Annotated in this window: 19 protein-coding genes; 7 read left to right on the top strand and 12 right to left on the bottom strand. The window is 64.8% G+C overall.

The features are described 5' to 3' along the window. Positions 1-81: 81 nt before the first annotated feature. Positions 82-750 (bottom strand): response regulator transcription factor, encoded by a 669-nt coding sequence (locus tag AB4Y40_RS14900; RefSeq protein WP_368688340.1) that lies wholly within the window; start codon positions 748-750, stop codon positions 82-84. An 18-nt stretch (positions 751-768) separates the two neighbouring features. After that, entirely contained in the window at positions 769-1,674 is a 906-nt protein-coding gene (locus tag AB4Y40_RS14895; RefSeq protein WP_368688422.1) for a S1C family serine protease, read from the bottom strand. A 162-nt stretch (positions 1,675-1,836) separates the two neighbouring features. Between AB4Y40_RS14895 and AB4Y40_RS14890 the strand changes: the two genes are divergently transcribed. Beyond that, positions 1,837-2,769, top strand: coding sequence for a hypothetical protein (locus AB4Y40_RS14890; RefSeq protein WP_368688339.1), 933 nt, complete (start codon positions 1,837-1,839; stop codon positions 2,767-2,769). A gap of 111 nt (positions 2,770-2,880) precedes the next feature. On the opposite strand, the gene AB4Y40_RS14885 is transcribed toward AB4Y40_RS14890, so the two are convergent. Both AB4Y40_RS14885 and AB4Y40_RS14880 read right to left on the bottom strand, forming a co-directional pair. Then, on the bottom strand, positions 2,881-3,501 hold the full coding sequence (locus tag AB4Y40_RS14885; RefSeq protein ID WP_368688338.1) for a glycine zipper 2TM domain-containing protein: 621 nt from the start codon (positions 3,499-3,501) through the stop codon (positions 2,881-2,883). A 203-nt stretch (positions 3,502-3,704) separates the two neighbouring features. Further along, on the bottom strand, positions 3,705-3,950 hold the full coding sequence (locus AB4Y40_RS14880; protein ID WP_368688337.1) for a hypothetical protein: 246 nt from the start codon (positions 3,948-3,950) through the stop codon (positions 3,705-3,707). Positions 3,951-4,253: 303 nt separating this feature from the next. On the opposite strand from AB4Y40_RS14880, the gene AB4Y40_RS14875 reads away from it, so the two are divergent. After that, entirely contained in the window at positions 4,254-4,442 is a 189-nt protein-coding gene (locus AB4Y40_RS14875) for a hypothetical protein (RefSeq protein ID WP_110386691.1), read from the top strand. Between the two features lie 48 nt (positions 4,443-4,490). Here the strand turns inward: AB4Y40_RS14875 and AB4Y40_RS14870 are convergent, their stop codons facing one another. Next, positions 4,491-5,498, bottom strand: a complete 1,008-nt coding sequence (locus AB4Y40_RS14870; RefSeq protein WP_368688336.1) for an alpha/beta fold hydrolase — start codon at positions 5,496-5,498, stop codon at positions 4,491-4,493. 333 nt (positions 5,499-5,831) lie between these two features. On the opposite strand from AB4Y40_RS14870, the gene AB4Y40_RS14865 reads away from it, so the two are divergent. The 3 genes from AB4Y40_RS14865 to AB4Y40_RS14855 all read left to right on the top strand — a co-directional run bounded on the left by AB4Y40_RS14865 (position 5,832) and on the right by AB4Y40_RS14855 (position 9,800). Next, positions 5,832-6,374: a hypothetical protein gene (locus tag AB4Y40_RS14865; RefSeq protein ID WP_368688335.1), complete on the top strand. Its 543-nt coding sequence runs from the start codon at positions 5,832-5,834 to the stop codon at positions 6,372-6,374. 142 nt (positions 6,375-6,516) lie between these two features. Further along, positions 6,517-8,196: an AMP-binding protein gene (locus tag AB4Y40_RS14860; protein WP_368688334.1), complete on the top strand. Its 1,680-nt coding sequence runs from the start codon at positions 6,517-6,519 to the stop codon at positions 8,194-8,196. A gap of 242 nt (positions 8,197-8,438) precedes the next feature. Beyond that, positions 8,439-9,800: an MFS transporter gene (locus AB4Y40_RS14855; protein WP_368688333.1), complete on the top strand. Its 1,362-nt coding sequence runs from the start codon at positions 8,439-8,441 to the stop codon at positions 9,798-9,800. 19 nt (positions 9,801-9,819) lie between these two features. Here AB4Y40_RS14855 and AB4Y40_RS14850 read toward each other — a convergent pair whose 3' ends face one another. Then, positions 9,820-12,048 carry a SulP family inorganic anion transporter gene (locus tag AB4Y40_RS14850; RefSeq protein WP_368688332.1) on the bottom strand — a complete coding sequence of 743 codons (2,229 nt, stop codon included), beginning with the start codon at positions 12,046-12,048 and terminating at the stop codon, positions 9,820-9,822. Positions 12,049-12,233: 185 nt separating this feature from the next. Between AB4Y40_RS14850 and AB4Y40_RS14845 the strand changes: the two genes are divergently transcribed. Beyond that, positions 12,234-15,548 (top strand): adenylate/guanylate cyclase domain-containing protein, encoded by a 3,315-nt coding sequence (locus AB4Y40_RS14845; protein ID WP_368688331.1) that lies wholly within the window; start codon positions 12,234-12,236, stop codon positions 15,546-15,548. Positions 15,549-15,576: 28 nt separating this feature from the next. On the opposite strand, the gene AB4Y40_RS14840 is transcribed toward AB4Y40_RS14845, so the two are convergent. The 5 genes from AB4Y40_RS14840 to AB4Y40_RS14820 all read right to left on the bottom strand — a co-directional run bounded on the left by AB4Y40_RS14840 (position 15,577) and on the right by AB4Y40_RS14820 (position 21,744). Next, entirely contained in the window at positions 15,577-16,371 is a 795-nt protein-coding gene (locus AB4Y40_RS14840; RefSeq protein WP_368688330.1) for a DUF899 domain-containing protein, read from the bottom strand. A gap of 190 nt (positions 16,372-16,561) precedes the next feature. Continuing rightward, positions 16,562-17,998, bottom strand: coding sequence for an aspartate ammonia-lyase (locus AB4Y40_RS14835; RefSeq protein WP_368688421.1), 1,437 nt, complete (start codon positions 17,996-17,998; stop codon positions 16,562-16,564). Continuing rightward, positions 17,955-18,956: a LysR family transcriptional regulator gene (locus AB4Y40_RS14830; RefSeq protein ID WP_368688329.1), complete on the bottom strand. Its 1,002-nt coding sequence runs from the start codon at positions 18,954-18,956 to the stop codon at positions 17,955-17,957. The genes AB4Y40_RS14835 and AB4Y40_RS14830 overlap by 44 nt, the downstream gene beginning before the upstream one ends. A gap of 76 nt (positions 18,957-19,032) precedes the next feature. Continuing rightward, positions 19,033-20,394: an MFS transporter gene (locus tag AB4Y40_RS14825; protein WP_368688420.1), complete on the bottom strand. Its 1,362-nt coding sequence runs from the start codon at positions 20,392-20,394 to the stop codon at positions 19,033-19,035. Positions 20,395-20,676: 282 nt separating this feature from the next. Further along, on the bottom strand, positions 20,677-21,744 hold the full coding sequence (locus AB4Y40_RS14820; protein WP_368688328.1) for an asparaginase: 1,068 nt from the start codon (positions 21,742-21,744) through the stop codon (positions 20,677-20,679). A gap of 444 nt (positions 21,745-22,188) precedes the next feature. Here AB4Y40_RS14820 and AB4Y40_RS14815 point away from each other — a divergent pair, with 444 nt between their 5' ends. Then, positions 22,189-22,374 carry a hypothetical protein gene (locus AB4Y40_RS14815; protein WP_368688327.1) on the top strand — a complete coding sequence of 62 codons (186 nt, stop codon included), beginning with the start codon at positions 22,189-22,191 and terminating at the stop codon, positions 22,372-22,374. A 71-nt stretch (positions 22,375-22,445) separates the two neighbouring features. Here AB4Y40_RS14815 and AB4Y40_RS14810 read toward each other — a convergent pair whose 3' ends face one another. Further along, entirely contained in the window at positions 22,446-23,633 is a 1,188-nt protein-coding gene (locus AB4Y40_RS14810) for a porin (protein WP_368688326.1), read from the bottom strand. Between the last annotated feature and the right edge of the window lie 116 nt (positions 23,634-23,749).

The following is a 23,749-nucleotide window of genomic DNA, read 5'->3' as shown; positions in this document are numbered from 1 at the left end:
CTATCCGTGTGTTATCGGCAAGCCTGAAGGTTTCTTGAGCGCTGTCCGTGCCGCCTTTATCGCGGGGCGGTCGTGGCCTGCTTACACCATGATGTATCCGTGCCGCATGCCGAGCATCACCGCTTCGGTTCGATTGGTCGCGCCGAGTTTGCCGAAGATGGACGAGAGGTGGGATTTCACCGTGTTGTCCGAGATGTCGAGTTGCCGGGCGATCTCCTTGTTGCCGAGCCCGTCGGCGAGCATCGCCAGCACTTCGATCTCCCGTAGCGACAAGGCCTCGAACGGTCCGCCGGATGCCGGCTGGCGCAACGGTTTTCGTCCGGCCAGCAGCCTTGCGAGGATATCGGGCGACAGCACGCACAGGCCAGCGGCAGCGGCTTCGATGGCCGCGACGATTTCGGCGGGCGTCACGTCGCGCGACAGGATCGCCGTCGCATAGGCGGGCAGTTCGTCGAGGAACGCGTCGCTATCCGGGTCGTCGAGCAACAGGACCAGCGCCGCGGGTGCGTGGCCTGGGTCGAACAGCGTCTTGAGCGCGTCGCTCGCCTGAGGCTCGATGTCGGCTACGACGACATCCGGCACCGAACCGGCGAGGTAAGCGGCGAGCGTTTCGGTGTCGGCGGCGCTACCGAGGAACGCGAGTGCCGGGTCCGACTCGACGATCGTCTGCAGGCTCGCGCGCAGCTGCGATGACGCCGCAATGACCGCGACCCGCACCGGCCCCATGTCTTCCATCGTTCCATCCGCCATTTCGCCACGTCCCGGACTTCACCTGCATGCGTGTCGTTGGGGCCGTTCGCCCACGGTGACCGTGCACGCGTGGCGCTCGCCGCCCCGGATCAACGTGACGGGCAACGGCTGCCCGATGCCCGTCGAGCCCAGCGCGGCGTGCAGGTCGCCCATGTCGCGGCAAGGTTGGCCGGCCAGTTCGATCAGCACATCGCCGATGAGCACACCGGCCTGTTCAGCGGGACCGCCCGGCGCAAGCGAACTGATCAGTAATCCGCTATTGAACGACAGGTTCATTTTGTCCACCCATGCGTTCGGCAGGCTGACCTGCTGTGTGCCGACGCCAAGATAGCCGCGCGAGACGCGCCCCTTGACCAGCAGCTCGTCGGCGACGCGCTCCACCGTCGTCGCGGGAATCACCATGCCGGCGCCGCGCATCAGCCCCGACGTGCAGATGCCCACGACCTGGCCGCGCATGTCGGCGAGCGCCGCGCCCGAGAATCCCGGGCGCAGACCGCCGTCGAGCCGCACGAACGCGTCGAGCTGGCCGCCTCGCCACGTGCGCCAGGCACCGCCCGTGCCGCCGATCACGCCAAAATCGGCGCTGACGCCGAGTTCGTCGGTGCGCGCGACCGCGAGCGCCAGATGACCCGGCTTCAGTGAGCCCGCATCGCCGGACTCGACTGGGTCGAGGTCCACGCCGTCCAGTTTCAGCACGGCGAGGTCGGTGCCCGGATCGAGGCCTGCGAGGATCGCGGCGACCGTACGACCGTCGGTCAGGGTGATCTTGATCCCCTCCTCGCGCCGGATCGTGTGGGCAGCCGTCACGACGACGCCATGGCGCCAGATTACCCCACTCGACGGCATGCGATGCCGGCCGTGAATTGCCACGACGCTCTGCCCGACTCGCGCGACAATGTCGGCCAGACCGTCCGAGAAAATCACTAAAGGATTTGCGCTCGAGGATGTCGTTTCCATTTCAAGTCTCCTGCCAATGTGGGTTCACCATTCGTGGGTTCACAATGACAGAAGGACAGGCGGCGCACACCACCCAAATGGGTAGTCGGATCGATGCAGTGCACACGGAGTCAACACGGGAGGAAGGCCATGAGTACGCTTGCCCAATTCGCATCAGGCCTCCGGCGCACGCGCCAGTGGTGGATGGCCGTGATGACCGCGGCGCTCTGTTTGCTGGGCCAGGGCGCTTTCGCGCAAGCGGACGCCAGGGCGACGAGCCTGCGCGAAAAGTACCAGAGTCTCACGCAGCAACTCGCGCAAAACCAGTTCCAGCGCCCGCTGTACCTCGAATCGCAGGAACTGCCATCGGCACTCAAAGGCGATATTTACGGCGTGGTCAACTTCCCTTTCGCGACGGTCAACGACACGCTCAACCACCCGACTGAAGGGCCCGCGAACTGGTGCGACGTGCTGATCCTGCACTTGAACATCAAGTACTGCCATGCCTCGACCAGCGCGAGCGGTACGGTGCTCGCGGTGAATATCGGCAAGAAAACCGAGGAATCGCTGTCCTCATCCTACCGCGTGCAATTCGCCTGGCAGCAGGCCGTGAGTAGCCCTGATTATTTTCGCGTGGAGCTTACCGCCGCCACCGGCCCGCTGAGCACGAAAGACTACCGGATCGTGCTGGAGGCCATCCCCGTGGGCGACGATCGCACCTTTATTCATCTGACTTACGCCTACGGTTACGGCACGGCGGGACGGCTCGCCATGAAAGCCTATCTGGCGACGATAGGCAGCGACAAAGTCGGCTTTTCCACGACCCGCGATCCGTCGACGAACGAGACGCGATACATCGGCGGCGTGCGCGGTCTGGTCGAACGCAACACCATGCGCTACTACCTCGCCATCGAGGCGTATCTCGATGCGCTTTCCAGCCCGCCCGCCGCCCGCCTCGACAAACGCCTCGCCGAGTGGTTCGACGCGACCGAGCAGTATCCGCGGCAACTGCACGAGGTCAGCCGCGCCGATTACATGCAAATGAAGCACAACGAATATCAGCGTCAGCAGACTGCGCAGTAGTGCGCGTAGAGCCCGCGCAGCGCGCGGGCGTCACCTGTCCGATCGACTGGCAAACCGCATCAAGGGCCCAGTGACACATGTGCAAGGCAGCGCCACCGACAGCCGGCGAAATCAGTAGCGCGCCAACTGGCTGCCGTTGACCTGCACGCGGTCGCCTGGGCGCAGGTCGCCGGGCGTCGGCACGTTGAACGCGCGTGTCGAGCCGTCGCTCAGCTGCACGTCGATCTGGAATCCTGCGGGCTGGCCCATCTGCTGGCCGATCCGGTTGCCGGCATAGGCTCCGCCGAGCGCGCCGATGACGGTCGCGGCGTCGCGGCCGTGGCCGCCGCCGACCTGGTTGCCGAGCACGCCGCCAACCAGCGCGCCGACCACGGTTCCGGCAATGCCCGAAGCACCGGTGGCGTTGCTCAACGGCCGGATGCTCGAGATCGTGCCGTACTGCGCGCCATATTGATTGCCGTATTGCGAGTTGTACTGCGCACCGTGCTGACCGTTGCCTTGCGTGTCATACGGCTGTTGCGGCGCGGGCGGAGGCGCATAGGCGGGCTGCTGCACGGTGCCCGGTTGTGCGTAAGCGGGCTGGCTATACGCAGGCGCCGCATATTGGCCCTGGTAGCCTTGCTGCGCGCCGTTCGGCGAGTAGCCTGGGGCAACGCATGCGGACAACGACAGACTGGCTGCCGCGACAAGCGCGGCGGTGAGGGCGGACTTGATAGAGAGCATGAACGTCACGGTGGGTTCGCGTTGCCGCCGCTGCGGGCACGACAAGCATGAGGAGGAGTGGCGATTGCGCGGCAGTATAAGCAAAGCCCGCCCGGACGTCCGCTGCGCGCGGGTAACAACGTGTAAAGTCCGTTGCCGGATGAATGGCGGCGCGCCGAGCGCGGTGCCATTCATCCGTTGGAATCAAGCTGGCGCCGGATTCCCCGAAAGTTTCAATGCAGGGTTTGGACGCTGCCGATGGTGTCGGCATCGGCATCGTCGGACGCGGCCTGTTCGATGATCGCGCAGCGGAAGTCGAACTTGACGCGAAGGATCGCGGATTCGACCCGTGCGTCGCCGCGATGGCCCTTCAGGCGAGTATCGATCGCCTCCTCGACGGCGAGAATCGCCTGCTCGATACTCTCCGGATCGTCGCTGTCGAAGCCGACCTCGACCTCGATGCTCTCCAGCAGGTTCAACGCGGTTGCAATGTCTTCGGAAGCGACGAATAGCGTCTCGGCGTTCTCTCTCATCTACCCTCCCCGTTGGATTGTCCAGCTCGTCAGACAGCTGCGAGTTGCACGCCTATCGTTGCACATCCGGAACAAATCTGCCGGAGACGAAGGCCGGTGTTGGGATCGAAACAACGGAAGGGTTGCCGTCCGTCGTGAAGCGAATAGAATCGAAGGTTCCAGCCGATAGCGTAGAGGCAATCGACCCGGCTTCGGGCACGGTTTCGACCTGCTAGACTGGAAGTTCCCCCGCGAACCATGGAGGGAATCATGACGACTGTCTACGTGGTGAAGACTGGCGAGCAGTACCTCTGCTGCGCAGAGGACGGCGATATCGGCATGGCGCCGGAGATTGGCGGAGCCAAGTCCTTCGTCTCCTACGAGGAAGCCGAAAAGGCGGCGTCCGTGCACGCCGACCCCGGATACGAAATCGTCGCCGTCAGCGTTGCCACACACTGACGCGCAAGGCTGTTCCGCCTCGCCTTACCGGAACTCGCCAGCCGGTGCTTACGGCTGGCTTTCGGCTGCGCCGCCGGCCAGCGCGTGAGCCGATCCGGCGAGGAAGTTCAGGATGAACGCGTTCACCTCGTCCGGACGCTCTTGCTGCACCCAGTGCCCCGCCTTCGCAATCAGCTGCTTCTTCCAGAGGTTGGGCACGTTGCTCTCGAGCGCGTCGTAATCCTTCGCGGCCATTTTCACGACGCCATCCAGTTCTCCCGCGAGAAAGAGCGTCGGCTGCATGATCCGGGCGCCGTCGAGGAAGCTGGTCAGCGCCCAGTTCCGGTCAATATTCCGATACCAGTTGATGGGCCCGCGAAACCCGCTCCGCTCGAACTGAGCGACGAAATATTGCAGGTCCGTTTCGGTCAACCACGGCGGAAGCTCGTCGGGTATCGTGAGGTTGTCCACGAATCGAGTCGATTTGGGAAAGATCGCGAAATTGGCCGGCTGCCCTTTCACCACCGGGTCGCCCGACGCCGTGTAGAGAATGCCAAGCATCGAGCGGCGGACATCGTCGTCCAGTTCACGCTCGACGCGTCCCGGCAACTGAAAATAGTCCTGATAGAAGTGACACTCCTGCGTGATCTGCGCAAGGCGCACCGATGGACGCACCGGACGCCGAGGCATGTAAGGCACGCTCAGCAGGCCGAGAACGGGAAACAGGTCGGGGCGCAACAGCGCGGCGTAAGCGGCGACGGCGGCCCCCCAGTCATGGCCGATCAGGATCGCCCGCTCTTCGCCGAGCGCCTTGACGAGGCCGACCAGGTCGCCGACCAGGTTCAGGATATCGTAAGCCTCGACGGCTTCCGGGGCATCGGTGAACCCGTATCCGCGCTGGTCCGGCGCAACCGCGCGATAGCCCGCGGCCGCCAGCGCGTCGATCTGCCAGCGCCACACGTACCACGACTCCGGCCAGCCGTGGCAGAGCAGCACGAGCGGACCCGTGCCTTTTTCGACGTAGTGCATGCGGATGCCGTTGACGTACGCGAACTTCTCTTGCAGCCCGTTCATCATGGAGTCGACCTCGTCTCACGCGATGGGAAAGCGCCCGGCGCTCATTGTGAATGCAGCGCCGCAATGCTTCAACCACATCGGTCGTTTTGCGCGTGAGCCGGGATATCAAGGATCGACGCGTGCCGTGCGGCCCTCCACCCGCGCAATGGCGCTCAGGTAATCGGCGGGCGTATCCATGTCGACGCACCGTACGGTATCGACGTGCAGGCCTCGATCAGTTCACCGGTCACGACGACGACCTCCTGGAGTCGTACGGCGACGAAAGGCAGGCGCTCTTTACGTCAGCCGGCCACGCGAGTTCGTCCTAGAATTCCTGTCAGGGGGCGAGGCGACATGAAGCGCGAAGTGGTCACTGGGCTGCTGTGCGGCGCACTACTCGCCGGCTGCGTGACGGCCGGCGTCGAAGTCAGGCCCGAACAGATGGCAAACTTCAGGCACGGCGTCACGACGCTGCAGGACGTGATCGTGGCGCTCGGCCCGGCGTCGGTCGAGACCGCGCTCGACGACGGCTCGACGCTGCTCGTCTACACCTACGTGACATCGCGTCCGCACCCGGAAAGCTATATCCCGTTCATCGGTTCGCTGGTCGCCGGCTCCGACACACACTCGTCGGCGGCCGTGTTCCTGTTCGACTCGCACGGTCTCCTCAAAAGCGCGAACAGCACGGGCTCGAACGTCGGCACGGGCATGACCGCCGCCCATAGCACGCAGCCCAGAGCGCCTGCGCCCGTTTCCGAGGCGCCCGTTGTGGGCAAGGGCGTCCCGCCGCCCGCCGTTCAGACCGCCCAGCCGACGCCGGAAGAAGACGCCGCGCCCGCGTCGCAAATGCCTGGCGAACCGCTGGAAATCAACGTTCAGCCGGCTCCCGTCGAATAGCCATATCCCGCCGTGCAGGAATGCGTATCCGATCGTGCGCGTACGTGCGCTACAGCACACTTGGGAAGCCGTAGCGAGAATACGCTAGGAGTCCAAAATTAGAAGCAGCGAACGCCTAAGCAGTCGCCCCGCGGAGGACGAAATGTCAAACTTGCCCTGGCTTTCGCAATATCCCGCTGGCGTCGCGGCGGACGTCGCCCTCGACGACTACCCCTCGATGTCCGCCCTGCTGGAACAGGCCGTCGCGCGCTTCGGCGACCGGATCGCCTTTCATCAGTTCGGCGTGAATCTCAGCTATCGCGAGCTGGACGAGTACTCGGCGCGCCTCGCCGCCTATTTCCAGAAAGACCTGCAGCTGAAACCCGGCGAGCGCATCGCGCTGATGTTGCCGAACTCCCTGCAACAGCCCATCGCGATGTTTGCCGCGCTGCGGGCCGGGCTCACCGTGGTCAACGTCAACCCGCTCTACACCGCGCCGGAACTGGCGAATCTGATCAAGGATTCCGGTGCGCGGGCGATCGTGGTGATGGAGGTCTCCGCCGCCACCCTCGAGCGGGCACTCGCCCATGTCGCCATCGAGCACGTGATCGTCGCGCGCGTGGCGGAGATGCAAAGCTTCCCGAAATCCATCCTTGTCGACTACATCGTACGAAAGAAGAAAAAGCTCGTCCCGGACTGGACGATTGCCGGTGCGATCGCCTTCCGGACCGCGATGACCGCGCGCCCGGCGGCGGACTTCACGAGGACGGCGCTGAACCGCGAGACAAGGGCATTTTTGCAATACACCGGCGGCACGACCGGCGACCCCAAAGGGGCCGTGTTAACCCATGGCAACGTCGTCGCGGACGTGCTGATATTCGCCGCGTGGGTCAAGCCCGTGTTCCGGACGAGCGGCGAGATCACGCTCGTCGCGCTGCCCCTGTACCACGTGGCGGCCCTCGTGTGCCAGTGCCTCGTCTCGTTTCATCTGGGCACCCGCTGCGTGCTGGTGATGAACCCACGCGATATTCCCTCCCTCGTGAAGGACTTCGCCACGCACCGGCCAACCGTGTTTGGCGGCCTCAACACGCTGTTTACCGCGCTGATGAACAACGAGGCCTTTGGCGCGCTCGACTTCTCCGCGCTGCGCAGCACCTTCGGAGGCGGTACCGCGACCCAGCCGGCCGTTGCGGAACGCTGGCAGAAACTCACCGGCACGCCGGTGGTGGAGGCCTATGGGCTTTCGGAAGCCGCCGGCGCGGTGACGGCCAATCCCGTCACGCAGACTGCCTTCGAAGGCACGATCGGCGTGCCGCTGCCTTCCGTGCGCATTGAAATCCGCGACGAAAACGGCGCGGCCGTGCGCGCCGGCATGCCGGGCGAAATCTTCGTTGCGGGGCCCGTCGTCATGCAAGGCTACTTCAACCGGCCCGAGGAAACGGCGCATGCGATCGGCACCGATGGATTCTTCGCGACCGGCGATATCGGGATCATGGACGAGCGCGGCATCATCAAAATTGTCGACCGCAAGCGGGACATGATTCTGGTCTCCGGCTTCAACGTCTATCCAAACGAGGTGGAAGGCGTGCTCTTCCGGCATCCCGGCATTCTGGAGGTCGCGGTCGTCGGCGTGGTCGATTCGCAGTCTGGCGAAACGCCGGTCGCCTTCGTGGTGAAAAAGGAAGCAGGGCTGACCGAGTCGGACGTGATCGAGTTCGCGCGCACGAGCCTCACCGCCTATAAGGTGCCGAGGCAGGTGGTCTTCGTGAGCGATCTGCCGAAAACGCCGGTTGGAAAAGTGCTGCGGCGACAATTGCGAGACCGGTTGGTGAATCAAATCTGACTGGCCCGGCGCCGGAAAATCATTCGAAAAACGACGTTATCTTGCCCTCCTGCGACAGCACCAGTCCGATGTCGCTTCCAGCGCGTCACCATGTCGGCTTCGTTCTAGGTGCGACATTTCTGGTCGCATTAACTGTGCGAATCATTACCGTGCGATTTCAGCGCTAAACCGCTCGCCTCCCATGGCTTCGCCATTCCGGGTGATACGCACGCCTTATTCAACGCACAAGGGACGGCCAGATCATGAAAGCGTATCAGCCCAAGGTAGACCCAAAGACGCTTCGCAAGGTGATCGTTGCCGCTGCGGTAGGCAATTTCGTCGAATGGTTCGATTTTGCCGTTTACGGATTTCTGGCAACCCTGCTGACTCGCCAGTTCTTCCCGAATGGCGACCCGGCGATCGCGTTGATGAAGACTTTCGCGGTGTTCGCCGTCGCGTTTGCATTCAGGCCGCTCGGCGGCGTCTTTTTCGGCGTGGTGGGAGACCGGGTGGGCCGCAAGAAAACGCTCGCCCTGACTATCCTGATCATGGCGGGTGCAACAACGGTCATCGGCTTCCTGCCGACCTACGCATCGGTCGGCATGCTCGCTCCCCTGCTGCTCGCGATCGTGCGCTGCGTGCAAGGCTTTTCCGCCGGCGGCGAATACGCGGGCGCCTGCGCGTATCTGATGGAACATGCGCCGAAGCACCAGCGCGCGCGATACGGGAGCTTTCTGCCGGTCTCCACGTTCCTGTCGTTCGCGAGCGCCGCCGTGGTGGCGTCCGGACTGGACGCCATGCTGTCGCCCGAGGCGATGAGCAGTTGGGGCTGGAGAATCCCGTTCATCGCCGCGGCGCCTATCGGTCTGGTCGGACTGTATCTGCGCACGCGCCTTGGCGAAACGCCATCGTTTGCCGCAGTCGAGCACGATCACGAGCTGGCGCACGCCCCGCTGCGCGAAACGCTCAGGACCCAGGCAGGCGCGATCGTGCGCCTCGGTGCCTTCGTGTCCGTGACTGCGCTCTCCTTCTATACCTTCACGACCTACTTTGCGACGTATCTGCAGGTCGTCGGCCATCTGAGCCGGGCCAGCGCGTTACTGGTAACGGTCATCGCGCTGGTATTCGCCGCGGCCATCTGCCCGCTTGCCGGCCTCTACTCGGACGCAGTGGGAAGACGCAAAACCGTCTTCACGGCATGCGCCATCCTGATCGCCGCGGTCTACCCTGCTTTCGCGCTGGGAGGCTCGGGGGATTTTCGTTCCGCGATCGCCGGCGCCTGCATGCTTGCGCTCGGCGCGGTCTTGTCGGGGGTGGTCACGGCGGCACTGCTCTCCGAAATCTTTCCGACCCGCACGCGCTATACGGCTTCGGCGATCACCTACAACCTGGCCTATACGATCTTTGGCGGCACGGCGCCGCTGGTCGCCACCTGGCTGATCGAGTCGACGGGCAACAGCATCTCGCCCGCTTACTACCTGATCGCGGTCTCGCTGCTGGCACTCGTTGGCGGGATGTCCCTGCCCGAAACGTCGCGGATTTCGCTTGACGATCACCCGCATGAAGGCGTGACGGAGCGCGCCACGGCGCGAGGTCTGCAAGACGCACCGCACAATTCAGTCTGAGCGGGCACGCCTCCACCGCTCAATAGGCCGCGCGCAGGGCCTCCGTGGCAAGGGCGAGGCGCGACGCAATGACCTTCACCAGAAAGCGATGAAATTGCTGGGCGGCCGCAGGGTCGTCCTGCTCGAGCGCAACGAGCGCCGCCAGCGACAGCCTGCGCACCCGCGTCGGCGCCTCGGCAAACACGTCCGCGCTGCGCGGCTGCTGCGTGTACACGGCCATTTCCCCGATGACCGTGCCCGGCAGGCAGGCGCGCACCCGCACCGACCGCCCGTTGCCGAGCGGCAGCGAAACGGCGACGCGCCCGCGCTCGATGAGGTACAGCGCGTTGCCCGGGTCCCCACGATGAAACAGCGCTTGGCCCGCCCGCAGATCCTGCACTTCGAGTCGCGTTGAGAGCGTTTTCATCGCGCTGGCCGTGAAATGCGGCGCGAGCAGCGCGTGAAGGTCGTCACCGGGCTTCGGCGCGAGCGCGCTCGACGCGAGCAGTTGGTCTTCGACCCACTCCAGGCCCGCATCGAGCGTGTCGAATTCGCGAATCCGCAAATTGAGCGTGCCGGTTTTCGTCAGCAGATCGCGCGAGCGCGGCGGCAGCGCGGTCAGGATCAGGTCCGCGTCCGTCGCCGCGCAGAGCTGCCGCAGCTTGACGAAGCTGATCGATACCGACGCGTCGATGCCCTGGGTCGATGCGAAATCAAGTACGACGAATCGAACCCGCACCGGATCGCGCGCGGCGAGGCGCTCGCGGATGCGCTGGAGGATCGAATTGGCCGTGCCGAAAAAGAGAAACCCTTGCAGGCACATGCCGCACACCTGGGCGCCGAGGCCGCGCAACGCTTCGGTCTCCTCGATGTTGCGCTCGACGTTCGAAGTGCGGGTGCGCATGTCGAACGCCATGCGGATGCAGCTCACGCGGCCATAGAGCAGCGTGAACATCACGCACGCGGCAATCACGCCCACGGCCACGCCGATGAGCACGCCCCAGGCCGCGATCGTGCCGAGAATCACGGGCACGAGCAGATACTCGTACCAGGCGAGCTTCGCCCAGGCGCCGACCACCCACTGCACGATGAGGCGCAGCCCCATGAAAAGCTGGAGGCCGACGAGCACCGGCACGGGAAAGAGCGCGACGAAACCGGGCGACGCCGCCAGCACCACGAGGCACGCGAGCGAGGCGAACACGCCCGCCATCCGGCTCGTCGCGCCCACGCGCGCGTTGAGCATCGAGCGGTTGAACGACTGGTAACCGACCATGCCGCCCAACAGCCCGCTCGCGAGATTGGCGAGGCCCGCTGCCCGCATCTCGCGATTGAGATCGACTTCCTCGCCCGTCGCCGCGCCGATCGCCGTCGAATTCATCAGGATCGTGACGGCCGACACCGAGGTGACCACGAGGCTCTCCGGAAGGTGCGCGGCGATCGCCGTCCAGTCGATGCCGCCCTGCCCGAGCTGCGCGCGCAGGTGCAGCTCGGGTAGCCCGGTGAGCCGCAGCGCCGCGCGCGGCAGCAGCAGCCCCATGGCACGCGCTTCGTCGATCGACAGGCCCGCGGCGCGCAGCAGTACGTAGAAAAGCACGATGCCGAACGCCAGCGTGAGCGGCAGCGCGGCAACGTGCTTCCAGCTGCGCATCAGGATCGTGGCCAGCACGCCGACGACGAGCGCAGGCAGCCATGCGAGCCAGTGAAGATGCGTCAACACCGCGAGCGTGTGCCATTGCAGCGGCTCGCCCGTCATGACGCGAAACGCGCCGGCGAGCAGCAGATAGCCCGTGCCGGCGAGGAACCCGCCGAGGACCGGGTAAGGCAGGAACTGCAGCGAGCGGCTGCGCTTCGACGAACCGATCGCATAGAGCACGATGCCGGTCACGAGCGAACAGAGCGCGATGGCGATTAGCACGGTGAGCAGCAGCGTTTGCGGCGAACCGCCGTCCGCACGCACGCTGCTCGCGACGCCTGCCGCCACGCCCGCGAGAAACGCCGCCGCATTGCTGTCGGGGCCGCCGATGTTCAGGCGCATCGAACTCGTCAAAGCGATCACGAGCGCCGTGACGACACAGCTAACGAGCGCAGTGGGCACGCCGAGCATGGCGTAGCGGGCGAGATCGGCGCTGAAGATCATCGTGCCGAGGCTCATCGCGTAGCACAGCATGACGAGCGCCGATACCGCGCCGGCCGCCAGATCGCCGGGCAGCGCCGCGACGCGCGAGCGCGGCGGGACGTCGGCGACAGTAACGGTCTTGCCCGGCTTCACGTGAATTCCCGGTGGAATGCGCGAGGCGCGATGGGGAGCGATCCAGTATCCGTCCGCGCCGGAAAGCCTGTCAAACGCCGTACGCGGCCCGTGGCGCGCGCCTACACTGGAAATTCACCGGCACGATCCCGACGGGCTCGGAGCGGTTCGCATCAGGCAACCGGCATCGCATCCAGGCGGCGAACATGGATATTGAGCAATGGCTGCGCGCCCTGGGACTCGAGCAGTACGCGCAGGCGTTCGCGGCAAACGATATCGATCTCTCGCTGCTCGCGCAGCTGACCGACGCGGATTTGCGGGAACTCGGGGTGCAGTCGCTCGGCCACCGCAAACGCATCCTCGCTGCCGCCGCGCCGAATCCGCCAGCCGCGGCTCCACCTGTGGCGCAAGCGCCGGTCGCACCCCAAACGCTGGAGTTCCCCACGGACGAACGCCGGCAGGTCACCGTCCTGTTTGCCGATCTCTGCGGCTTCACCGCGCTCTCGCGTACGCTCGATGCGGAGGAGCTGCGCGCGCTGATCGGCCGCTTCACGGCGCTCGTCGACGGCATCGTGCTCGCCTGGGGCGGCACGACCGACAGGCATATCGGCGACGCGGTGATGGCGCTGTTCGGCGCGCCCCGCGCGCACGAGACGGACACGCTGCGCGCGGCGCGCGCGGCGCTCGACATCCATGAGGCGCTGACGCAATTGAGCATGCAGGCGGCACGCACGTTGCAGGCCCATATCGGTATCGCGAGCGGCGAAGTCGTCGCCGGCGCGCTCGGCTGCGTCGACGCGCGCGACTACACCGCGACCGGCACTCCAGTGAACCTGGCCGCGCGCCTGCAGGTGGCGGCGGCCGCCGGCGAGACCTGGCTTTCCGATGACGTGGCGCGCGCACTCGGTGACGCCGCCGTCTGCGACGCGCTCGGCGAGCAGCACTTCAAGGGCATCGACACGCCGGTGCGCGCATGGCGGCTGCGCGCGATTTCGAGCGACCCGGCGAGCGAATCGGCGAAGACGGGTCAGAGCCTTTTCGTCGGACGCGAGGCCGAGCTGGAGCAGTTTCACGGGATCGTCCGCGCGTGCGTCGCGAGGCGGGCCGGCCATATCGTCCATGTGCGCGGCGAGGCGGGCATCGGCAAAACGCGTCTCGTCGACGAGATGCGCCGCTATGCGCAGTCGCAGGGCTTCGAGATCCACCGGGGCCTCGTGCTCGACTTCGGCGTGGGCAAGGGGCAGGATCCCGTGCACACGATCGCCGGCAGCCTGCTCGGCCTGCCGGGCGGCGCACCGAGCGACGCGCGGCGCGCCGCCGCCGCGCGGTTCGCCGCCGTAGGCAGCCTCGAGGCCGGCCAGCACGCGTTTCTCCACGACCTCCTCGACCTGCCGCTCGCGGACGAATGGCGAACCGTCTACGACGCCATGGACCACGGCGCGCGCAAGCGCGGCAAGCAGGCGCTCGCCGCGCGACTGACCGGCGACGCCTGCAGGCGGGCGGCCACGCTGATCGTCGTCGAAGACCTGCATTGGGCCGAGCCCGAAGTGCTCGACTATCTCTCGGCCTTCGCCTCGGGCATCGCGAACGGCCCGGGCCTGCTCGTGACGACCTCGCGCGTGGAAGGCGACCCGATCGATGCGGCGTGGCGCGCGCGCTGCCGCGACACCCCGTTCGCGACGCTCGACCTCGGGCCGTTGCGCCAGGACGAGGCACTGAGCCTCGCGGGCAACTTCATCGACGCGACGCAGCGGGTCGCGCTCGCCTGCATCGAGCGCGCGGGCGGCAACCCGCTGTTCCTCGAGCAGCTCTTGCGCAACGCCGAGGAAGGCAGCGGCAACGCCGTGCCCGGCTCGATCCGCAGCCTCGTGCTCGCGCGGATGGACCGGCTCGCGCCGCGCGACCGCCTGGCCTTCCAGGCGGCTGCCGTGATCGGGCAGCGGTTCGGCATCGCGTTGCTGCGGCGGCTCATCGACGACCCCGGCTACGTCTGCGACGGCCTGCTCGCCAATGCGCTCGTGCTGCCGGAGGGCGAAGAGTACCTGTTCGCCCATGCGCTGATCCAGGAGAGCGCCTATTCGACGCTGCTGCGCGCGCGCCGGCGCGAGCTGCACCGCCGCGCGGCCGACTGGTTCGCGCACGGCGACCCCACGCTGCACGCCCAGCATCTCGACCGCGCCGAGGACGAACGCGCGCCGCAGGCCTACCTGGCCGCCGCGCTCGCGCAGCGCACGGCGCACCTGCTCGAGGCCGCGCTGCGCCTCGCCGAGCGGGGCCTCGAGATCGCGCAGACGGAAACGGACCGCCACAGCCTGAACTGCTGCAAAGGCGAACTGCAGCGCGACCTCGGCGACATCGCGGGATCGATCGCGACCTGGCGCGCGGCGCTCGCGGTCGCCCCCGACGACGCCAGTCTGTGCCGCTGCCAGCTCGGGCTCGCGGAAGGCCTGCGGGTGAGCGAAGGCCTCGACGAAGCGCTGGATCTGCTCGAGGCTGCGCAGCGGCTCGCGGAACGCGACGACCGGGTGGCCGAGCTCGCGAGCCTTCACTATCTGCGCGGCAACATCTACTTTCCGCTCGGCAAGATCGATGCCTGCAGCACCGAGCACGAGCGCGGGCTCGAATACGCGCGGCGCCTTGGCCTGCCCGAGGCCGAGGCCCGGGCGCTCGGCGGCCTTGCCGATGCCGCCTACGCGCAAGGGCGGATGCGGACCGCGTTCCGCCATTTCAGCGATTGCGTGGCGTTGAGCCGCGAGCACGGATGCGGCCGGATCGAAGTCGCCAATCTGTCGATGCAGGGCTTCAGCCGCATTTATCTGAACGAGCCGCGGCAGGCGCGCGAAGACGCCGTTGCCGCCGTGCGCGCCGCCACGCTGATCGGGCAGCCGCGCGCGCAATTGCTGGGCGAGACGCTCGGCGTGTTCGCCTGCTACGAGCCAGGCGATATGCCGGCTACGCAGGTCCATCTGGAGCAGGAAAGGCGCGTGATCCGGCAATTGGGCGCGCGCCGGTTCGAAGCGCAGAACGTGGAAATGCAGGGACGTGTCTGGCTCGCCGACGGGCGCCGCGGCGAAGCCATCGAGGCGCTGCGCGAGGCGCTGGCGATCGCGCGCGAGGTGGGCACGCAGTTTTCCGCGCCGAAGAATCTGAGCGCCCTCGCTCGCGCGGTCGACGAGCATGACGAGCGCACGCGCCTGCTGGCAGAAGGCGCGGACCTGCTGCGCCTCGGCGCGGTCGGCCACAACCATCTGTGGTTCTACCGCGACGCGATCGAAGCGATGCTGGCGGCCCGCGATCCGGCCGCCGTGCTGCGCTACGCGAGCGCACTGGAGGACTACACGCGGCGCGAGCCGCTCCCCTGGGCCGAGCTGTTCGCGGCGCGCGGACGCGCGCTCGCGCGCGTCCTGCAGGCGCCTGCGGACGAAGCCGCGCGAGGCGAACTCGCGCGCGTGCGAACCGTGCTGCTGCAGGCAGGCTTCCAGCACTACCTGGCCGCGGTCGATGCCGCGCTTGCCGCTTGAGGCACACGCCTGACCGAACACGTTTCGCTCAAGGCGTTCCTTGCTGGTCCTGCTTGCGGAACGCCGCCTCGCCGGCGTCCGATACCTCGACCCACTTCTTGTCCGGCGGCGCGTCTGCGCTGTAGTTGTCGTGCCAGTTCCACCACTTGTAGGTTGGGGTCTGGGGATAGCCCTCGGGCGAGTCCTCCCAGACCTCCTGGCGACCCAGCGGCGTAATGTCGAGGTAGTTCCAGGTACCCCCCATCTGTTCGTCGCCGCGGTTGTTGATGAAGTAGGTGCGCACTACGCGCTCGCCGTCGCGGTAGAACACGTTCGTGCCGTGCCACTCGTCCACGCCGAAGTCGGCGTCGAAGCTGTCGGTGATGGTGAACCACGGGATCTCCCAGCCCATGCGCGCCTTCAGTCGCGCGATGTCGGCCTGAGGCGCACGCGAGACGAACACGAGCGTGGTGTCGCGCGCGTTCAGGTGCGCGACGTGGGCGACCTGGTCGGCCACCATGGAGCAGCCCCGGCAGGCATGATCGGGCCAGCCGAACACGCCCGGTTCGAAGAACGCGCGGTAGACGATCAGCTGACGCCGGCCGTCGAACAGATCCAGCAGGCTGAGCTTGCCCGCAGGCCCTTCGAATGCATAGGCCTTCTCCACCGCCATCCAGGGCATGCGGCGGCGCTCGGCGGCGAGGGCGTCCCGAGCCCGGGTCGCCGCCTTTTCTTTCACGAGCAACTGCTGGCGCGCCTCTTCCCACGCCTGCGACGAGACGACCGGTGGTGTGCGCATGGCGGGCTGTCCGCCTTTCCTTCCGTTTTCGGTTGCTGAACTCATGGCTTTTGCGACCTCCTGAATTGGGCAAATTCCTGCGGCGCGATTGCGTCCGCTACGCGTCGCTCGTTGGGTGACGTGAGTAGTTTGCTACCGGGAATCGGCGGTTGGGAGTAACAAGTGTGGCGGCATTTCGAGGGAGTGCTGAGTGGCGTCGCGGGGCTGAGTCCACGTTGCCTCAATCCAGGGTCGATTACCTCGGCTCGAATACCGGGTACGAGGCCGTATCGATCAGCGACAGGGTATCGTCGCGCGAAAGCAGCCCGGATTCGTCGAGAATCTGAACGAGTGGCCGACCTTCCGCAACCGACTGTCGCGCCAGCTTGCTGACACGAGCATATCCAAGCTTTGGCACGAGCGCCGTGGCCACAGCCATCGAGTCCATCAGGTGTCGCTCGTTGCATGCAACGTCGGCGGTGATGCCGGCCACACACTTCTGCGCAAACCGCTCGATGCCGTTGGTCAGCAGCATGATGCTGTCGAACACACGGGAGGTCACCACGGGCTCGAAGTGATTGATTTCCAGTTCGCCATACTGGACCGCCTGAGCCACCGCGACATCATTGCCGATAACGGCAAAACTCAACTGGATCATCGCCATCGGCAAAACAGGATTCACCTTGCCCGGCATGATCGAGGAGCCGGCCTGCGCCTCCGGCAAGCGTAGTTCCCCAATTCCGCCCACGGGGCCGGAGGAGAGAACGGTCAAGTCCGATGCAATTTTTGCAATGGACGCCGCACAGGTGCGAAGCTCGCCCGAAACGCGCGAGAACACGTCCATGTTCTGCATCGCGTCGAACGCGTTTGCCGGCGCGACATAGTCAACGCCTACGATTTCCGAGAGGTGTCGATAGACAGCGGATCGATACCCAGCCGGCGCACCAAAACCCGTACCGATGGCCGTACCACCGAGCGGCAGCGTCCGCAGTTTGTCGCGCACTGCCACCAGTTCCTCCGCGAGACGTCGCGCAAGCGACGCATAACCGCCGAAAAGCTGACCGAGACGCATCGGCTGCGCATCCTGCAGACACGTACGGCCGAGGTGAAGGACGTCGGCAAACTCGATCGTCTTGCGATCGAACTGCGCCGCCAGTTTCTCGACTTCCGCAATGAGCGGTCCGAGCATCGCGTAGGTCGCAATCTTCAGCGCGGCTGGATACACGTCATTCGTGGACTGCGAGCGGTTGACATGATCGTTGGGATGGATCACGTCGTACGACCCTGGCGCGTGCCCCAAAAGCTGTTGCGCCCGATTGGCGATCACCTCGTTGAAATTCATGTTCGTCGACGTGCCACCCGAGCCTTCGAGCAGATCGACGATCAGTGAGTCACGAAACTTGCCTTCGATGATTTCCTGACACGCACGGCTGATTGCATCGCATTGTTCCGGCGTGATGACACCGGTGTCCCGGTTCGCGAGCGCGGCCGCCCATTTGCACTGCGCGAAAGCCACCGCAAACGCCGGATAGTGGGCAATGCTGAGAGGAGAAACCGTCAGATTGTCAACACCCCTCACCGAGTTGACGCCATACAATTTCTCGACCGGAATTTCGACTTCACCAACGTAATCGCGTTCGGTACGCGTTTCAGCTTTGGCTTGACTGTTCATTTGAGTTCCTGTTTCCAACATCAATCAGTTGTTCAATTTCCTGGCCGAGAGCCTTTTTCACTCGCGGCAGGAACGATGTTTCGATCACTTCGGATGCCGTATCGCATGCGTCTTCGAAAAAGGCGCTGTATTCGTCGCGCCGCGCGACCAGATACAGCGACCGTTCGAGGCCCAGTCTGTCGACGACGTGGCGAGTCACCCCGTCCGCGTAAGCCGCCCCCTGAAGCAGACACATCGGCGAGGTCACGGCCCAGCCGATGCCTTCGGCCACCATCGAAGTCAGCGCGTCAGCGTTGTCGAGTTCGAGCCTGGTCGGCGTGCGCACCTCAATGCGACGCAGATAGCGCTCGATCTGCATGCCGACCTGTGATTTCCGGTTGAAGCGCACGATGGGCAATGCGTCGGCCAAGGCCCGGATGTCTTCCACGGTTCGAACCGACTTGCGGAAATCCCGCGGCGTGATGACGAGGTACTTCTCGGACAGGAGCCGGAAGCGCACGACGTCATTGGCGTCGATCAGCGCGTCGCTCGTGACGATGAGGTCCAGATCGCGCCGCAGCAGCGCCTCGCCCTGCTGCGGGCTCAATCCCGTACGGATAGACAGTTGCGATACCTTCTCCAGCAGGCGCTTCGTAAAAGCCGAGCCGCAGGTGGCCGCGAACGAGTCGACAAATCCGATGCGAAGATCAGGCTTGATGCCTCGCCCCGCTTCGACGACCTGCGCCTTCAGATTGGCGATCTCCTCGCTGAGCACCGCTCCGCGGTTCCTCAATGCGATGCCGTATGGCGTCAACGCGAGCGGACGGGTCGTGCGATTGACCAGCACGACCCCCAGTTCGTCTTCCAGCTGGCGGACGATCTGCGAGACACCCGATTGGGAAATGCCCATGCGTGCAGCCGCACCGGACATGCTGCCCTCCTCCGCCACGGCGACGAAGACCTGCACCGCATACATATCAATTGGCTTGTTGAGCGACACGATGGACTCTCCCACAGTTGCGTTCAGCAGACATTGCCATGAGTGCGCCAACGTGGGAGCGTCAGACGCCTGGGCTTCAGTGGCGATGTCCCGCTGTGTGCAGGCTCACGTTCTGGGCGCCGTCCACCGCCGGCTCGTTGCCGCCCTGACCAGAACCCATATCCGAAAGACTCTCCTTGCCGGTTTCCGGTGCGAACAAATGGCAAAACACGCCACCGAACACCAATACGGCCACGCACACACCGAGCGCAGCGTGAATGCCAACCTGTTGCACGGCCACGGGCAGGAGAAACGTGCTGATCGCGGAACCGAACCGGCTGGAGGCAACGGCCAGCCCGACGCCTGACGCGCGCAGGTGGGTCGGGAAAAGCTCGGGCGGATAGACGAACTCGAGGTTCGCCGCCGCCGAGAGAATGCAGGCGAAAATGCCAAACGAGAGTATCGTGCCGAGCGGACCGAACCCGGCGTAGGCGAGCACCGCCAGTCCGATAGCCGCGAGATAGAAGCTGCCAATCAGGAACGCGCGGCGCGAGAGCCTGTCAACGATCAGCAGTCCAAAGATGGCTCCGGCGAAGAGCAGCACGTTATAAACGAGTCCACCGACAAAGCCGTCCTTGACCTGCAAGGCTTGCAGTACCTTCGGCGAGAAGGTACCGAGCGCAAAGTACGGGATGACCTGGCACGTGTAGAACACGCAGCCGACCAGGGTGTTTTTTCTCCAGCGGGCCGAGAACAGTTCTGACCAGGCACCACGACGTCGCTGGGTCTCGGCTGCCGGTGCAGGCAGAATGGTTTCCGGACCGAACTTTGCGCGGATGATTTTCAGTGCCTCGTCCTTCCGGCCGCGCTTCATCAGCCACATGGGCGACTCGGGTACGCCGAGACGGAACGGCAGGATCAGCAGTGCCGGCAATCCACTGGCGGCCAGCATGATCCGCCATGCGTCGGGACCGATGTCGCGAATGGCAAAGCCCGCGAGGTACGCGCAGACGTAACCCGCCGCCCAGGCCGCCGCGAGCACACTCAGGAGACGGCCACGATAGCGGCGTGGCGAAAACTCCGTGACGAGCGATTTGCTCACGACATAGTCGGCGCCGAGAATGAGGCCAAGGAGCACGCGCAACACCAGCAGCTGGGTCGGCGACGTCACAAAGAATTGCGCTGCAGAAATCGCCGCAAAGAGCAGCATGTCGAAGGCGAAAATGGTGCGCCGGCCATATCTGTCTGCCACGGGCCCGGCAAACATGCTGCCAAAAAACAGGCCGGCAAGGGACGCCGCACCGAGTGCTCCCATCCAGAGCGCGTTCAGGTGCAGCGCCCCTGCAGCCATGCTCACCGCGATGCCGATGATGCCCAGCACGAAACCGTCGCTGAACTGTCCGCCTGTCCCGCTGAACGCCACGCGCAAGTGGAAACCGCGCAGCGGAACGTCCTCCATGAATATCTGCTTGCTCACTTTCGTCTCCTGGACTCTGGTTATCAGCGAGGCGCCTGCCTGCGCCTTCTGAAACCAGTGTAGGGACTCAGATTCAAGAAAACAGCATGTCCGGTGTCAGTATCAGTAACTCTAATACTATGTCACGCGGAGGCTGAAGTAGAGCACCTCGACGTACGCCAACCGGTTGAGGCGCCTGGAACGGCACACGGCGCGGCGGTGCTTTGGCAGCACCGCCGCGCCTGAACGAATCATCTTCACCGGTGCTCAGCCGGTGGAAGCCGGTCAAAACTGGTGAAGCATTGCCTGGATGCTCGACGGATCTTTGGTCGCCGTGAGCGCAAGCATCAGGAGAATGCGGGCCTTCTGGGGGTTCAGATCGTCACCGAGAAGACCCACATAGGCCGGATCTTCCGGTATGAACCCGCCTCCTGTGCGGGAAGAGCGGACCACGATCACCCCCTGGGCGATCGCCTTCCTGATCGACGGAAGGGTGAGAAGCGATTCGCTGCCTGCTCCAACGCCGGCGACGACAATGCCCTTCGCTCCGTGCGCGACTGCGGCGTCGTACATGTAGCCGCCGTCATTCTGATAGCCGTAGACGATATCGACTTCCGGCAGAGCATCGAGTTTCGATACGTCAAATGGCGTAGCCGTGGTATTGCGTTTCAGTACGGACGTCTCGAAGTGAGGAACCTCGTCCACCAGCGTGCCCAGGTAACCCGCGTCGTTTCCCTTGAACGTATCCGGCGTCGTGCCGTTGGTCTTCGTGGTGTAGCGAGCCGAGCCGATCCGGTCATTCAGCACGATCATGACGCCGTGGCCACGCGCCTCCGGCGAGGCGGCAACCGTGACTGCCTGCAGGAGATTGCCCGGACCGTCGGCACTGATGGCCGTCGACGGCCGCATCGATCCCGTGACCACCACGGGCTTGTCGCTCTTGACAACGAGATCTAGAAAATAGGCGGTTTCCTCAAGGGTATCGGTGCCGTGGGTCACCACGACACCCGCGATATCCGGTTGAGCAAGCAGCTGATTCACGCGCTTCGCCAGTTTCAGGAGGATATCGTTGGTGATGTTCTCACTTCCGACATTCGAAATCTGTTCGCCGGACACCTGGGCAATCTTGCCCAGTGAGGGGACCGATTTGAGAAGCGCGTCGGCCGTCAGTACGCCCGGTTTGTAGCCCGTCGTCTGCGTTTCACTCCCCGCGGTACCTGCGATCGTGCCGCCGGTTGCCAGCACCGCTACGTGGGGCAGTTTATCGGGGGATGTGGATTGCGCCATGGCCGGCGCCACTGAGAACAGGCAGAGCGCAAGACCGGCTAACAGCCGGCCTAAGTAGTCGCTCATATGAGCATGGTTGTGTCTCACGGGATGTCTCCAGATTGGAAGTGTGGAACCCTCGATAGCCATCAAAATTGGCGTATCGCTGAAGACGAGTGTAGTGACACATTCAGGAAATCAAATCAGGCACGGGGCACCATTAAAGAAACTGATAGTGCGGAGTACGGAAGATGAAGATGTGATCCGCTTAGCCCCACTGCGGCAAACGCTTCGTGGCCCCTTTTTTTTGGGGCAAGCGCGCACTCAAACATCATTCGACTCTACTGGTCGGCTCGAGGCGATGGCGGCGAGCCTTCGATGGACCAGCGTGACTACGCCGTTGGATGTTTAGCGATGTCCGCGTGTTTAGCGGTGCAGCCAGGCATCCCAATCGGAATCGGCACATCTGCCCAAGGCGGCCAGGCGGACTATCATGAGAGGGAGCTGTATTCATCAGCGCAGGAGCCCATCATGACGTCGAATCCATCCAGGGAGCCGACCGGCAACTCCCTCAACCCCGCGCAAACGTCCGTCCACAAGACGCGCCAGCCCGATCCAAAGGGCCTGAAAAATCCGGCCCCAGACGACCTTCCTGATGCCGACGCGGCGGAGCCCGAGCCTCACGAGCATCTGCCGTCCAGAAGCGACGACAACTGATTCAGCATCGCAGGTGCCGACACAGTTCGACCTGTGCTCCGTTGGAACGGAGCACAAGGCGTGGTCCGAACTCAGAAGCTGTGCCGGATGGCAGCACGCACGACGAGCTGGCGCGAAGTCGAGGAAAGATCCTGCGCACCGGGCACGTATGCCTGGTCGAGCGACGAGCCGGACCTGTCACCCGCAACCAGCTGGAAGGCGCCTTGCAGATAGACGTCCGTGCGCTTCGAGAGGTTGTAGTCGGCCATCAGGCCCACCGAGTGGATCGAAGGCTGCACGCTACCGGTCGTCGCATCGTAGTGCATGATCGTGTAAACGTAGTCCGCTCCGACGAAGAAGGCCGGCGTGAACTGGTACTTGCCGTTGACCTCGAAATTCTGGTACCTGAGCGACGTCACGTGGCCGCCGGCGAGCGGTCCGGTCACCGGCTGGATCGTCTCGTCGCCTGTGAGATACCCAACGTTGGCCACGGGCTGGCCGATGTACGTATTGGTGTACGCGAAGCCGACCGTTGCCGATCCAGCCGTGTAGTTCACGCCCGCACCGAATATCTGCAACCGCGACGAAGCGAAATTGCCGTCCGCGCCGTTCGTGCTGCTCGCGCCCGCAATCGCGCCGCCCGAGGTCAGCGCAGGGTTGCTGGCGTTCAGGTACGCGGCGGCGATGAGCCATCCGCCCACCGTGTATTGCGCGCCCACGCTCACCGCCCGGTTGTTCGCGAAGTTCGTATCGTTGCTGAAGCTGTACGTGCCGCCAAACGAGAAGCCGCCGTACGTCGGGCTCGCGTACTTGATCGTGTTGTTGAGCCGGAAGGTATTGTCGGTATTGTCGTTGTCGAGCGGGTGCGAAAGCAGGTAGCCGCCCCAGTTGCCGTTCGCCGTGGTCTGTGCAAGATAGTCGACCACGGCATCGTATTGGCGCCCGAGCGTCAGCGTGCCGTAACGCTCATTGGCGAGGCCGACGAACGCCTGCCGCCCGAAAGCGCGGCCGCCTTGTGCAAGCGCTCCGTTACTCGCGTTGAAGCCGCTTTCGATCTGAAAGATCGCGCTGTTGCCTCCGCCCAGGTCTTCGGTGCCCTTGAGTCCCCAACGGCTGCCCTGCGCATAGCCGCTCGTCATTTCGTACACGGCGTGGCCGCCCACGTTGTTCGTGTAGTCAATACCCTCGTCGATTACACCGTAAAGGGTTACGCTGCTTTGCGCGAACGCAGGCGCCGCCGCACCGCACAGCGCCATGACGCAAAAGATCTTCCTCTTCATCAGGTTTCCGTTTTTTATAAGGCATGCTAAAGATGTCAACGAAGGCGTGCCCCCTTTTCCCTTCGCTGTGGCGGGCCGCATGCCTTGCGCCCACCACGCCGGCTACTCGGTCTGGT

It is taken from the genome of Paraburkholderia sp. EG287B (genome assembly GCF_040965595.1).
GTDB lineage: Bacteria > Pseudomonadota > Gammaproteobacteria > Burkholderiales > Burkholderiaceae > Paraburkholderia.
Note: the sequence above shows the minus strand (reverse complement) of the source record. Positions and strands in the feature narration are given on the sequence as shown.